We start from the raw sequence: 12,405 nt of genomic DNA, 5'->3' as shown, positions 1-12,405 counted from the left end.
CCTGCGCGGCCCGGGCGCCGGCCGCGGTGGTCTCCTCCGCGGCGGCGGCGGCGCGTTGCTCGGCGAGCGCGCGGGCCCCGAGCGCGTCGGCGGCGTTGGCGAGCGCGTCGTCGCGCTCTGCGAGGGCTACCCGGGTGGCGCCGCCGACTTGCTTCCCTACGGTAGTCACCACCTCGAGCAACTCCTGTACTGGACCTCGCGCAGTGGCAAGCCGGTCGCCGAGCTCCTCGAGCACTGCAGGGGTGAGCGCGGAGTCGGCGGGCTGCAGCGACTCGAGCGCGACGAACGCCGCCGGATGGTGTGCACATCGTGGTCGGCAGTCCGGCGTGCGCTCAGGGAAGGGGAGGTTGCGGCAGGCGGGCGGCGATCGTCCGCGCGCGAGGACCGCAACACCGGCGGGGCTGGGGGGCTGCGAAGCTGAGGGGCAGGCGGTCAAGGCAGGTTCGAGGGCCCGGAAGGGGCTGACGCGCGGGGGAAGGGGTCGCACTCCGCGGGCCAGCCATAATGGACGCTACAAGCGGCTCAGCTGCGGCGTCGATGGTCAACGCGGCCCGCGGTGTACGCCAATCAATACCTCGAGCAAGCCCGTACGGCATTCCCGGGCTCGGCGTCCCGGTCAGGAACCTAAGCCCCTGCTTCGCTCTCGCGGCTTCACCTATCGTGCCCGTGATCATCTGCCCAGCCCGGGAGGCGACCGCATCTACCCGGGCCTCTTCTACACCGCCGCCCCGGCCTCCGACCAGGCACCAGTGGCAGTCCACCTCACGGCCGCGTCCGGCCTGTGAAGCAGCCCAGCCATGGCGATCTCGCACGCCGCTGCCGCGGCTACGCCGCGGCCCCGGAGGTCCCCGGGTGCGGCCGCAGCCGGCCGACGCCCGGCACGAGCCGGCCGACGGTGGCCGCGTCGGCGCGGTAGGCCGCGCCGTGCGTGGCCAGCAGGTAGGGCTCCTCGACCCGCCGGACCTGGAGCTCGACCGCGACGATCATGGCGACCGCGGCGACCAGGCCAGGCCACGCCGGGGCGAGGGCCCACAGACCCCACAGCGCCGCGATCATACCCGGTGAAGATCGGTTGCGGACCTGGGCGAACACGCCCGCGGTCACCAGCTCGGTGTGTTACCCGGCGTCGACGCCGATCCGCCACGAGCTCCCATGCCCGTCTGGGAGACGACCACCAGGACGAACCCGGCCAGCGTCACCGTGATCCCGACCCCGCTCAGCAGCGGGTGGTCCACCACCGGGGCCAATACGCCGACCAGCACCGTCAACGGCGAGACCAGCGCGCCCAGCAGCGCCACTCCGAAGGCTCCACCAGGCCGCCTCCCCCGGGCCGCGCCTGCGGCCGACGGAACCCGCTGTCGCCCGTGGCGCGGCGGTGCACGAGTGTGCGGATCCCGAACGCCACGACCGCCCCGACCACGTACAGCGTCAACGACACCGCTGGCATCACCACGTCTGCACCTGCCTGGTCAGCTCGAGGAACGGTCTCGGTCTGTCGGCGGGCTGGATGTCGGTGCCGGCAGCCCCCGGCGGCGGCGCGCGCGGGCAAGCGCGTGCTCGCTGCGGGGCGGCCGCGACGCCGGGCCGGGCGTCGGTGAACCGCGATACGGGCACCGGGAACGGGACTCGGCGGGCGACCAGCTGCCGCAGCTCGGTCGGCTTCTCGGGTCACCAGCGGGGAGGCGGCGACCTGCACCACCAGGTCGTCGACCAGGACGGTGTGGTGGTCGGGGCCGCTGCCGAGCTCGCGGAGCTCGGCAGCGGTACTCGGGGGTGTGGTCGGCGAAGGCGCGGGCGGCTCGGCTGCGGGGTGTCTCGCTCATTCCGGCCTCTTCGTTCGGTCGGCGTCGGGCTCGGCGGGGACGATGCGGGTGAGCAGGAGGGCGACCGCTCCCGCGACGACGCCGACCAGTGTGCCGGTGACCAGGCTGGACAGGGCCGCGGCGGCGCGCAGGAGAGCGTCACCGGTGGTCGGGTCGATGCCGGTGAGGGCGCCGCCGAGGGCGGGTGCGTCGCCGCCGAAGGCCGTCGTCCACAGCAGCTGGTGACCGACGGCGAGGAGCACGCCGTAGATCGCGCCGATGACGACGACGGTGCGGAACGGTCGAGCGGGACGCCGCCACAGCACCGCGGCAATCCACAGGGCCGGCGGCACGAACACCAGCAACCCGTTGACGATGCTCCCCTCCTCGACGATGCCCAGGTCGTGCAGCACGACGCGCGGCGCGGCGAGCGCGGCGAGCCCCACCAGCACCGGCCAGGCAAAGCCGAGTGGCCGCCGAGACCCGCTCATCGGGCAGCTCCTTCCCCGACCACCGAGGCCGAGGCGCCCGCGGCGGCCGAGGCGGCCGCACGGACCTGGCGCAGGAGCACGGTGAACGCGAGCGCCGCGGTCACCGCGCCGCCGGCGAGCCGGACCCAGTGCCCGGCAACGAACTCGGCGACGCGACGCAGGTCCTCCGCGGAGTGGGTACCGGGCGGGTCGACGAACATGATCTCGTTGCGCGGCCAGAAGAACACCACCGAGAACAGGAACTCGCACGCCACGAAGACCGCGGCGGCCCCCGCGACCCACCAGCGGAGCCGGGGGTCTCGCCAGGTCAGGGCGGCCGTGACGAGACTCGTGACCACCACCGCGGCACCGAGCGGGGGAAAGTCGTCGGCGGGACCCGCCGCGACCAGGAACTCCCGTGCCCGGTCCAGGGATGCAGGCGGATCGGCGAAGATGTTCGGGTACAGCATGACGGTCTCGGCGGCCACACCTCCCAAGGACAGCAGGGCCGCCCACACGAGAACGATCAGCGCCGTCGTCGTGACGGTCGTGCGGGACATCGGAGTCCTCCCCTGTCGGGTCCGTTGCTCGTGGTCAGGTGGCCCGGCCGTAGGTCAGGTGCACGGCCCCGTTGCTGAGTTCCTCCACGCCGGCGAGGGTGAGCGAAGTCGTTCTGGTACCAGGGGGGAAGAGGTAGGGGCCCTGGCCGAGGGCGACGGGATACACGATCAGGTGCAGTTCGTCGACGAGCCCGTCGGCGACCATCGCCCGAACCAGGGTGCCGCTGCCGCTGACGTAGATGTCGCCGTCCGCGTCCGCCTTCAGCTTCTCGATCACGGTGCGGTCGTACCCGCCGAGCACCGTGACCGGGCCCCAGTCGGCATCCCTCAGCGTCTCGGACACCACGTACTTGGGGGTCTGGTTGAAAAACGGCGCACCTGCGTCCTCGTCGACGGTACGGGCCGACCAGGCCGGGCCGAACTCCTGGTAGGTGGTGCGGCCCAGGAGGATCGCGGTGCATGAGGCCATGAATCCGTCGATCGCGCGCGCCAGGTCGTCGGGGAACCCGTAGTCCATCGTCCAGGTCGGAGCGCCGATCGCGCCGTCGAGGGACGTGAACTCGTGGACTTTGATCTTGCCCATGGTGTCCTCCTGGATCAGATGGGGGTCGCAGATTCCGATCGGTGGGGACGCTAGGGCCGAGTGCGGACGCCGGTCTGCCGCCCGGGCGCGCGACCTCGATCGCTTCTCGACGTGCACGCGGGCCAGGAATCGTCGCCTCGGGGCGACTGCGGTGGCCCGGCGTTCCGCTCTAGTCTCGACGATCATGCAGGCCGTCCGCCCCACCCGCGTCGAGGCGCTCCTCGGCGTCGCGGTCTTCTGCCTGGTCGCGGCGGCGGTGGTCAGTGACGCGGGCCCGGGGGGCCGGTCGATCTTCGGCGACGTGCTCGCGTTTGCGTTCGCCGTCGGGTTCGGTGCGCTGCTGCTGGTCGCCCGGCGCTGGCCGGTGCCGGTGTTGCTCATGACCGCGGCCGGGATCGTCGTCTACTACGTACTCGACCTCCCGCCGATCGGCCTGGCCGCGCCGATCGCGGCCACGCTGTACGTCGCCGCCGAGCGCGGGCGCGCGCCGTGGGCGTTGGGCGTGGCCGGGTCCCTGCTCGCGCAGCGCGACCCGCTCGCTCATGCCGTGCAGGCCGTGGCCGGGCTCGACGGCGACCCGGCCGCGGGCGGCGGCCGCCGGGTACGTGGCTCGGTCATCGCGCCCGCCCCGGCGGCGCCGATCGCGGCTCACCCACGTACACGGCGGCACAACGCCGGACTGGCCCACCTCGGCCACTTCGGGTCGTGGAAGGCCATCGTTGAGGCCAAGGGCGAGGACGACGGCGATATCGGGCGACCGGGGGCCGGCGCGATCTCCGTACTCGCGGTGCGGTGGGCGGGGCAGCCGGGCGGCCTCGCGGCGACGCTCCGCCCGCCCAGGGCTGCGGCAGCAAGGCCTCCAGACCTGCGGCCCACCGCAGCGGAGTAGCGGTATTGGGCCGCGGCAGCCGGCACCACCACAGCCCCGAGACCGCTGAGGATCTCCGTCCGAGGCCCCGCCATCCCCTACCCCGGACCATGGAGATCCCGCGCATCCGCTGGTCATCGTGAGTTGGAAGGTCTTGTCGAGGTCCGCCGAAGTGGAGGGAACAGCCGTTGTTGCTTCCGCCGAGACCAGGTTCGATGAGCCGACCACCAAATCCTTGGCCGACTCAAGCGGGCCCCTCCCAGGTCAGAGCCTCGACGTGGTGCCAACCTCCCTGAGACAGGACAACTCGTGTCCTGTCTCAGCGATTCTGGTCCGCCCCGTAGACGGACGCCGCGAGCGTGCGAGACCTCGGTCCCGGAGAGCGCCTTCGGTTCGGACCGCGAGTCATCTAGATGTCTTCTCGTTAGGCACGGTTCACCCGATCGGGGACTAGCGCGTCATGTCCGTCTAGATGAATGGCCGGGTGACCACATCAGCCCCGCTCCGCCGGCGCGCAGTCGGCGCGACCTACAACCTGCGTGACATCGGCGACTACCCCGCGGGCAGCGGCGCCCGAACCCGCTGGGGCCGGCTGTTCCGATCCGACGCGGCGCGGTTCGCCGACGGCGCCGACCTCGCCGCGCTCAGCCTGCGCACCGTGATCGACCTGCGCGACGATGCCGAGGTCGCCGCCCTGCCGACAGGTCTCGACACCTTCGTGCCTGCCGTGCTGCGCCGTCCGCTCGATCCGCGGTCACTGTTGTCCGCCCTGAACGGGGACTCGGTCGACGTGCTCGGCGAGCTGTACGTGGCGCTGGTGCGCGAGCGCGGCCCGCAGCTCGCGCGGATCGTCGCGGACCTGGCTCGTCCGGGCGCGTTGCCGGCGCTGGTGCACTGCGCGGCCGGCAAGGACCGCACCGGCGTGGTGATCGCGCTCGTCCTCTCGGCGATCGGGGTCCCCGACGACGTCGTCGCCACCGATTACGCCCTCACCACCGAGTACCTCACCCCCGAGTTCTTCGCCGCGGTACCCACCGAGTCCGGCGCCGGCGATCCCGCGGACGAGAGCCTGCGGGGTGCCCGGGCCGAGTCCATGGCCGGGTTGCTGCGCGCGCTCGCCGCGGATCACGGCGGCGCGCGCGCCTACCTCGTCGGACACGGTGTGCCCGACGAGGCGATCGACCATCTCCGCACCGCCCTCACCCACTGACCAGGAGAATCCCATGAAGATCGTGCAGATCTCCGACACCCACCTGACCGCGGCCGGCGGCCCGACCGAGGAAGGGTTCCGGATCCTCGCCCGGCACCTGAACTCCGACGTGCGCCCGGACGTGGTCGTGCACTCCGGCGACATCCAGGTCCTGCACCCCGACGACGCCGCCGACCGCAGCCGCTCCCGCGAGCTGCTCGACCTGATCGACGCGCCGCTGCTGGTCGTCCCCGGCAACCACGACGTCGGCATGCCCGGCCTGGACGCCTGGGCCGGCCTGGTCGTGACCGACGCACGGGTCGCCGCGCACGAGGCCGCGTTCGGGCCCGACCACTGGCGCCACGACACCGACGAGGCCGTCCTGCTGGGCATCGACAGCGAGCTCCTCGGGTCGGGTCTGCAGCGCGAGGCCGACCAGTGGCGCTGGATCGAGCAGACACTCGCCGCGCTGCCGGCAGGCAAGCCGGTGCTGCTGTTCCTGCACAAGCCGCTCTGGGCGGTGTCCGACGAGCCGGTCGGCCACCAGGTCGATGTCGGCCCGGTCGCCCGCGACCGGCTGCTGGGCCTCCTCGAGCGGACCGAGCTGCGGGCGGTTGGCTGCGGTCACCTGCACCGCTACCGCCGGGTCGAGCGGGGTGCGGCGATCGAGGTGTGGGCCCCGGCCACCGCCTTCCTGTCAGCCGGCATCGACGAGATCGAGGGCCGCCACGAGCTCGGGTTCGTGGAGTACACGGTCACCGACGGCGCCGTCAGCGCCGAGTTCCGGCTGGTGCCCGGGATGCCACAGTTGAGCACCGACGACGTGCCCGAGATCGCCCGGGCGATCGAGGCCATGACCGCGGCGGCGGTGTAATGGCCGCCATCGAGCTCGACGGGATCGTGCGCCGCTTCGGCGACACGACCGCCGTCGCCGAGATCTCGTTGACGACCGCGCGCAACGACTTCCTCGTCCTGCTCGGTCCCAGCGGCTGTGGCAAGACCACCCTGCTGCGGATGATCGCCGGACTGCTGGAGCCGACCGAGGGCCGGATCCTGGTCGACGGCCGGGACGTGACCGCGCTACCGCCGCGCGAGCGCGACCTGGCGATGGTGTTTCAGAATTACGCCCTCTACCCGCACTTGACCGTGGAGCGCAACCTCGGGTTCGGGCTCAGCGTGCGCCGAACGGGCAAGGACGAGCTCCGCCGCCGCGTCGACGAGGTGGCCGAGTTGCTCGACCTGGGCCACCTGCTGGGTCGCCGCCCGAAGGAGCTCTCCGGCGGGCAGCGGCAGCGCGTGGCGTTGGGCCGCGCGATGGTGCGGGAGCCGCAGGCGTTCCTGATGGACGAGCCGCTGTCCAACCTCGACGCGAAGCTCCGGTCCGGCACGCGGACCCGGCTGATCTCGCTGCACCGCAGGCTGGACACGACGTTCGTCTACGTCACCCACGATCAGATCGACGCCATGACGATGGCCACGAAGGTCGCGGTGCTGAACCAGGGCCGGATCGAGCAGTTCGGCAGCCCGGTCGAGATCTACGACGAGCCCGCAACCGCATTCGTCGCCGGATTCATGGGCGCACCGCCGATGAATCTGCTGCCCGCCGAGCTCGGGACCGGGCCCGACGACGACCAGCTCGTGCTACGCGCCCCCGGCCTGGAGCTCCCACTCCCCCACCGCGGCGATCCGGGCGTTCGCGAGGTGCTGCTCGGCATCCGCCCCGAGCACCTCGTGCCCGCAGCGGCCGGTGAGCTGCGGGGCCGGGTGGACATCGTCGAGAACCTCGGCAACGAGGAGATCGCCGAGTGCGAGATCGGCGAGGCGCGGCTCAGCATCCGCGGAGCCCGCCCCATCGGGTTGACCGCCGGCGCGGCCGCCGCGTTCACGGTGCGCCCCGAGCACGTCCACCTCTTCGCCCGGCAGAGCGGCCGTCGCCTCGCCTGGGAGCCGGACCCGGTCCCCGCCCTCGTTTCCTGAAGGAAGCCCCGCACATGAGACTCCGCCGCGCCCTGCCCGTCCTCGCGCTGACGCTTGCCGCCGCCCTGGCCGGCTGCGCCACCGTGCCCACCACCACGACCCAGAGCCCGGACAGCGCCGCGATCATCCCCGAGCTCGCCCCCGACCAGCAGGTCTCGATCCGCTGGGAGTCCTACAACCTCGCCAGCGCCGGCATCTTCGGCGACACCACCCGCAACCTGGTCGCCGAGTTCGAGAAGCAGCACCCCAACATCCACGTCGACGCCGTGCCCCCGCAGGGCGGATCGAACGAGATCGCCCAGAGCGTGCAACGCCAGGTCGTCGCGGGCAGCCCACCCGACGTCGGGCAGCTGACCTTCGCCGACCTCCGCTACGCCGCGAGCGACCTCGGCGCCCAGCCGTTGGACAAGCTCGTCGGCCGCGACGAGGTGCAGAAGCTGCTCACCGGCGGGCCCCACCCCTACGCGCCCCGCGCCGCCGTCCTCGGCGACGTCGACGGGACCACCTACGGCATCCCGTACGTCTTCTCCACCCCGATGCTGTTCCTCAACGCCGACCTGTTCCGCAAGGCGGGCCTCGACCCGGAGAACCCGCCGAAGACCTGGGACGAGGTTGCCACCGCGGCCGCCGCGATCGCCAAGGTGCCCGGCACCACGGGCGGCGCCTACCTGTCCTGCCTCGACGCGGCCTCCGGCGGCGACTGGTGCCTCACCGGCATCGCGCGCTCGGCCGGCGGACGGTTGCTCTCCGAAGATGGCAAGTCCCTGACCTGGACCGACCCGAACACCGTCGCCGCCTTCGACGGCATGCAGAAGATCACCCAGGCCGGGCCGAACGCCCAGCCGAACATCTCTGGCAGCGACGCCCAAGACGCCTTCCTACGCGGCAACCTCGGCATGCTGCTGACCTCCGCCGCCCTGCAGAACGCGATCCTCAAGTCCTCCGACGGCAAGTGGCAGGCGGCCGCCGCGCCGATGCCCGGCTTCGGCACCGCCCCGTCCGTGCCCACCAACTCGGGCTCCGCGCTGTTCATCCTCACGACGGACCCCGCCAAACAGCGCGCCGCCTGGGAGCTCATCAAGTTCCTGACCAGCGCACAGAGCGAGACCACGATCACCTCGAACATCGGCTACGTCCCGCTGCGTGCCTCGCTGATCGACGACCCGGCCTACCTGAAGAACTTCGCCGACACCCACCCGGACTTCGTCCGACCCAACGTCGCCCAGCTCGACCGCCTCGAGCCCTGGGTGTCCTACCCCGGCCCCAACTACCAACAGATCCGCACGACCCTGGCCAAGGCCACCGACGAGATCGTCTTCCGCGGCGCCGACCCGGCCACCACCCTGTCCGCGGCACAGGCCAGCGCCCAGTCCCTGATGCCGAAGTCGTGACGGGACCCTCATGACCGACCTGCTCGACCGACCGGCCCCGGTCCCCGGGCGCTTCGTGGAACCGGCCCCGCCGGCGCAGCGAAGCGCCCCGGGCCCGGTGGCCCGCCGGCCCCTCCTGCGCCGCCTCACCGGCCGCGCGGCCCCGTACCTCTACCTCGTCCCCGCCCTCGCCGGGCTGGTGATCTGGGTGTACTCGCCGCTGGTCCAGACCATCCAGCTGTCGTTCTACGACTGGAACCTCGTCCCGACGTCCCCGGCCCACCCGGCCGGCTGGTCCAACTACACCGAGGCATTGAGCCTGCCCCAGCTCGGACAGGCCACAGTGAACACGCTGCTCTACCTGCTCGGGCTGCTGCCGTTCACCATCGTCGTCCCCGTGGTGGTCGTGCTGGTCTCCCAGCGTGTGCACGGCCGCGCCCGCGCCTTCTACCGCACCGCGATCTTCGCGCCCTACCTCATCGCGCCGATCGTCACCGCCATCGTCTGGCGCTGGCTGCTCGACCCCGGCGGCCTGCTCAACCAGATCCTCGGCCTGTTCGGGGTCGCACCCGTCTCGTTCCTGCGCGACCCGAAGTGGGCCATGTGGTCCATCGTGGTGATCGTCGGCTGGCAGTTGCTCGGCTTCGCCGTGCTCGTCGTCTCCGCCGGTGTCTCCGGCATCTCCGACGACTACGCCGCCGCGGCCCGCACCGATGGCGCCACGGAACGGCAGATCACCCGCCGGATCACCCTGCCCCTGCTCTCCCCGACGCTGCTGTTCATGGCCACCCTGACCATCCTCTCGGCGGCCCAGCTGATGTTCCCGATGATCCAGGTCCTCACCCAGGGCGGCCCCGGGGACTCCACCACCAACCTCTATTACCTGCTCTACGACACCGCGTTCGGCTCGTTCGACGTCGGGCTCGCCTCCGCCGCCAGTGTGCTGTTCTTCCTCGGCTTCGGAGTCCTCGCCTGGGCTGCGGTATGGCTGATGGACCGCTGGAGCTTCCATGACGACTGAACCGACGACCACCACACCCGCCCGGCCACGCCGACTCGGCCTGGCCGCCGGACACGGCGTCCTCATCGCGATCACGGTGTTCAGCCTCGTGCCGATCGCCTGGATGTACCTCACGGCGCTGCGCCCGCGCGACGATGCGCTGGCGCAGTCCGTGCTCCCGACCGGGCTCAGCCTGGACAACCTGCGCGCCGCCGCCCAGCTGTTGCCGCTGAGCGGTCTCGTGGGGAACACCGCGCTCATGGCACTCGGGGTGGCCGCGTGCCAGCTGTTCACCGCGCTGCTCGCCGCGTACGCCTTCGGGCGCTGGCGCTTCCCCGGCGACCGGATCCTGTTCCTGATCTTCGTCGCGACCTGGTTGGTGCCCTTCCAGGTCACGATGCTGCCCAACTACGTACTGCTGTCGAGCCTCGGCTGGCTCAACACCCTGACCGGAGTGATCGTCCCGCAAGTCACCGCACCCTTCGCGGTACTGCTGCTGCGCCAGCACATGCGCTCGTTCCCCCGCGAGCTCCTCGACGCCGCCCGCATGGACGGCCGCTCGCACTGGACCACGCTCTGGACCGTCGTCGTCCCCTCGCTGCGCGGCCCGCTCGCCGCCCTGGCGATCCTGCTGTTCGTGACCGCCTGGAACGAGTACTTCTGGCCCCTGCTCGTGCTCTCCGATCCCGCATCGGTCGTCCAGATCGGCCTGCGCAGTCTGATCACCGAGGTCGGCACCGACTACGGTGCGATGATGGCCGCCGCCGGCGCTCTGTGCCTGCCCATCCTCGCCGTCTACCTGCTGCTGCAGCGTCAGGTGGTCAACGCCTTCGTCCGTTCCGGGCTGCGATGACCGTCTCCCGCAGCGGCCGCCGCGGGGGCCCACCCGTCTACCGCCAGGTCGAGGCCGAGCTCCTCCGTCGCATCCGCGACGGCGAGCTCGGCCCCGGCCGGCGGCTACCCACCGAGACCGAACTTGCCGCCGAGTGGGGGGTCAACCGGCTCACCATCCGCCAAGCCATCGGGGAACTCGCCCGCGCAGGGCACGTCACCGTCCGCCAAGGCTCCGGCACCTACGTGGCCCAGCCACCGATGGTCGTCGAACTCGACCTGCCCCTGATGCCGTCGACCGACGCCGATGCCGGCAGCACCGCCTCGATGGCCGAGTACGTCCAACAGGACCAGACCGAGACCCTCGTCGATCTCACCGACCGCGACCCCGATCTCGCCATCGCGGCCGCCCTCGACGCCCCCGGGCCACTCATCCGCCTCGACACGGTCGTGCACGCAGGCGGACAGCCCTACCTCGTCAGCAGCTACTGGCTCGACGTCCGCCGGTTCCCGGCCTTCAAGCGTCACGTCACCGACCGCGTCGCCCCCTTCCAAATCCTGCGTGACCACTACGACCTGCGGCTGCGCCACTCCTGGCGGTCACTGACCGTGAGCATCGCCACCCGGGACGACGCGGCCCTGCTCGACGTCCCCCCAGGTGCCCCGGTCATGCTCCGCGAAGGCGTCAACGTCGACCCCGACCTGACCCCCACCATGTTCCTGCGCCGGCGCATCCGCGGCGACCGGATCCGGTTCACCATGCACTACGACACCGGGGATCACGACTGACCTCGGAGCACACGCCGGCGCGACCAACCCGAACCGACGAGCAGCCGGCGACCCGCCCCACAGCGACGAGGCAGGTGACCTGGGGAACCAGCATGGGACCTCACCTGCGCACCGGCACGGACGGCTGGCTGCACACCGGGGGCCTGGGGGTGCTCGACGTCGACGGGGCTTCGGCTCGTCGCAGGCGCGGTGACCTGATCATTCGGGGGCGAGAACGTCCACCCGGTGGAGGTCGAGGGCGTGTTACGCACCCATCCCCGGGTCGCGGGCCTGGCCGTCGCCGGGATGCCCGATATCCAACTCGACAAGACCGTGAAAGCCCCGTGGTGCCCGCCAACCTCGCCGGCCACCGGACTTCGCCGAGCTGCACGCACACCCGCTGCTGGCCGGCCGGGGTGAAGGTGCGCGGATCGTGGCAGATCGTCAACCGGATCTCGACCAGCAGCCTGGTCGGCATCGTGCTCCGCGCGGAGCTGACGGCCCCGTCGGGAGCGACCCTTGCGGGACACCTTCACTTTCGCAGGGACGGTCTCCCTGGCCCACTTCACCACCTTGTCCTGGTACTCGGGCGCCCTTCGCCGACAGGTTCAGGTCGTGGCCCGCGCCGACGACCAGGTCGCTGCGGAACTCCGCTGACCGTGGGAAGAACGGCCGCTCAGCGCTGGAGGCTCGCGGTGTCCGCGCAGTTACGCAGCAGGACGTTGCAGACGATCCGGTTTGTGTCCCCGTTGATCAGCACGACCGGCCGGTGATCGACGTCGTCAGCGGAATCCGGGCGCCATCGAGGACCGGCAGCCCGCCGGGCACCGGCGATGGTCTGCAAGGCGGTGGCGACCTCCGCCGCGCTGACGACGTCCTCTGTCGCCTCGTCCTAGGTGTAGTGACCCATCACCTTGTTGACGGTCATGCGGCGAGTCGGGTGGCCGGGGGGCGGCCGCCGAGGGCGGAGTGGGCGCGTCGAGTGTT

At 71.8% G+C, this 12,405-nt stretch carries 13 protein-coding genes; 8 read left to right on the top strand and 5 right to left on the bottom strand.

Annotated elements, in window-relative coordinates; all coding sequences use genetic code 11:
• Window positions 1–825 precede the first annotated feature (825 nt).
• The 5 genes from AB0B41_RS40630 to AB0B41_RS40610 form a co-directional block, all read right to left on the bottom strand.
• Window positions 826–1,104: a methyltransferase gene (locus tag AB0B41_RS40630; RefSeq protein ID WP_358212363.1), complete on the bottom strand. Its 279-nt coding sequence runs from the start codon at window positions 1,102–1,104 to the stop codon at window positions 826–828.
• Window positions 1,101–1,298 (bottom strand): hypothetical protein, encoded by a 198-nt coding sequence (locus AB0B41_RS40625; protein WP_358212362.1) that lies wholly within the window; start codon window positions 1,296–1,298, stop codon window positions 1,101–1,103. The genes AB0B41_RS40630 and AB0B41_RS40625 overlap by 4 nt, the downstream gene beginning before the upstream one ends.
• 521 nt (window positions 1,299–1,819) lie before the next feature.
• Window positions 1,820–2,293: a hypothetical protein gene (locus AB0B41_RS40620; RefSeq protein ID WP_358212361.1), complete on the bottom strand. Its 474-nt coding sequence runs from the start codon at window positions 2,291–2,293 to the stop codon at window positions 1,820–1,822.
• The gene (locus AB0B41_RS40615) at window positions 2,290–2,832 is read right to left on the bottom strand and encodes a DUF1772 domain-containing protein (protein WP_358212360.1); all 543 of its coding nucleotides are present in this window, start codon (window positions 2,830–2,832) and stop codon (window positions 2,290–2,292) included. Before AB0B41_RS40615 ends, AB0B41_RS40620 begins: the two co-directional genes overlap by 4 nt.
• Before the next feature lie 34 nt (window positions 2,833–2,866).
• Window positions 2,867–3,415, bottom strand: a complete 549-nt coding sequence (locus AB0B41_RS40610) for a dihydrofolate reductase family protein (RefSeq protein ID WP_358212359.1) — start codon at window positions 3,413–3,415, stop codon at window positions 2,867–2,869.
• 184 nt (window positions 3,416–3,599) lie between these two features.
• Between AB0B41_RS40610 and AB0B41_RS40605 the strand changes: the two genes are divergently transcribed.
• The 8 genes from AB0B41_RS40605 (at window position 3,600) to AB0B41_RS40570 (ending at window position 11,439) form a co-directional block, all read left to right on the top strand.
• Window positions 3,600–4,304, top strand: coding sequence for a hypothetical protein (locus tag AB0B41_RS40605; RefSeq protein WP_358212358.1), 705 nt, complete (start codon window positions 3,600–3,602; stop codon window positions 4,302–4,304).
• Window positions 4,305–4,767: 463 nt separating this feature from the next.
• On the top strand, window positions 4,768–5,493 hold the full coding sequence (locus tag AB0B41_RS40600; protein WP_358212357.1) for a tyrosine-protein phosphatase: 726 nt from the start codon (window positions 4,768–4,770) through the stop codon (window positions 5,491–5,493).
• A gap of 13 nt (window positions 5,494–5,506) precedes the next feature.
• Window positions 5,507–6,346, top strand: coding sequence for a metallophosphoesterase (locus tag AB0B41_RS40595; protein WP_358212356.1), 840 nt, complete (start codon window positions 5,507–5,509; stop codon window positions 6,344–6,346).
• Window positions 6,346–7,449, top strand: a complete 1,104-nt coding sequence (locus AB0B41_RS40590; RefSeq protein WP_358212355.1) for an ABC transporter ATP-binding protein — start codon at window positions 6,346–6,348, stop codon at window positions 7,447–7,449. Before AB0B41_RS40595 ends, AB0B41_RS40590 begins: the two co-directional genes overlap by 1 nt.
• A 14-nt stretch (window positions 7,450–7,463) precedes the next feature.
• Window positions 7,464–8,840: an ABC transporter substrate-binding protein gene (locus AB0B41_RS40585; RefSeq protein ID WP_358212354.1), complete on the top strand. Its 1,377-nt coding sequence runs from the start codon at window positions 7,464–7,466 to the stop codon at window positions 8,838–8,840.
• A 10-nt stretch (window positions 8,841–8,850) separates the two neighbouring features.
• Entirely contained in the window at window positions 8,851–9,840 is a 990-nt protein-coding gene (locus tag AB0B41_RS40580; protein ID WP_358212353.1) for a sugar ABC transporter permease, read from the top strand.
• A complete protein-coding gene (locus AB0B41_RS40575) occupies window positions 9,830–10,672 on the top strand; it encodes a carbohydrate ABC transporter permease (protein WP_358212352.1) in 843 nt (280 codons plus the stop codon). The genes AB0B41_RS40580 and AB0B41_RS40575 overlap by 11 nt, the downstream gene beginning before the upstream one ends.
• Window positions 10,669–11,439 carry a GntR family transcriptional regulator gene (locus tag AB0B41_RS40570; RefSeq protein ID WP_358212351.1) on the top strand — a complete coding sequence of 257 codons (771 nt, stop codon included), beginning with the start codon at window positions 10,669–10,671 and terminating at the stop codon, window positions 11,437–11,439. The genes AB0B41_RS40575 and AB0B41_RS40570 overlap by 4 nt, the downstream gene beginning before the upstream one ends.
• Window positions 11,440–12,405 lie beyond the last annotated feature (966 nt).

The organism is Pseudonocardia sp. NPDC049154 (assembly GCF_040648315.1).
Taxonomy (GTDB): Bacteria; Actinomycetota; Actinomycetes; order Mycobacteriales; family Pseudonocardiaceae; genus Pseudonocardia.
Note: the sequence above shows the minus strand (reverse complement) of the source record. Positions and strands in the feature narration are given on the sequence as shown.

Coding starts and splice junctions, on each gene's coding strand:
- AB0B41_RS40570 (WP_358212351.1), top strand. CDS start 10,669: ATGACCGTCTCCCGCAGCGGCCGCCGCGGGGGCCCACCCGTCTACCGC.
- AB0B41_RS40605 (WP_358212358.1), top strand. CDS start 3,600: ATGCAGGCCGTCCGCCCCACCCGCGTCGAGGCGCTCCTCGGCGTCGCG.
- AB0B41_RS40590 (WP_358212355.1), top strand. CDS start 6,346: ATGGCCGCCATCGAGCTCGACGGGATCGTGCGCCGCTTCGGCGACACG.
- AB0B41_RS40610 (WP_358212359.1), bottom strand. CDS start 3,415: ATGGGCAAGATCAAAGTCCACGAGTTCACGTCCCTCGACGGCGCGATC.
- AB0B41_RS40620 (WP_358212361.1), bottom strand. CDS start 2,293: ATGAGCGGGTCTCGGCGGCCACTCGGCTTTGCCTGGCCGGTGCTGGTG.
- AB0B41_RS40585 (WP_358212354.1), top strand. CDS start 7,464: ATGAGACTCCGCCGCGCCCTGCCCGTCCTCGCGCTGACGCTTGCCGCC.
- AB0B41_RS40575 (WP_358212352.1), top strand. CDS start 9,830: ATGACGACTGAACCGACGACCACCACACCCGCCCGGCCACGCCGACTC.
- AB0B41_RS40595 (WP_358212356.1), top strand. CDS start 5,507: ATGAAGATCGTGCAGATCTCCGACACCCACCTGACCGCGGCCGGCGGC.
- AB0B41_RS40580 (WP_358212353.1), top strand. CDS start 8,851: ATGACCGACCTGCTCGACCGACCGGCCCCGGTCCCCGGGCGCTTCGTG.
- AB0B41_RS40615 (WP_358212360.1), bottom strand. CDS start 2,832: ATGTCCCGCACGACCGTCACGACGACGGCGCTGATCGTTCTCGTGTGG.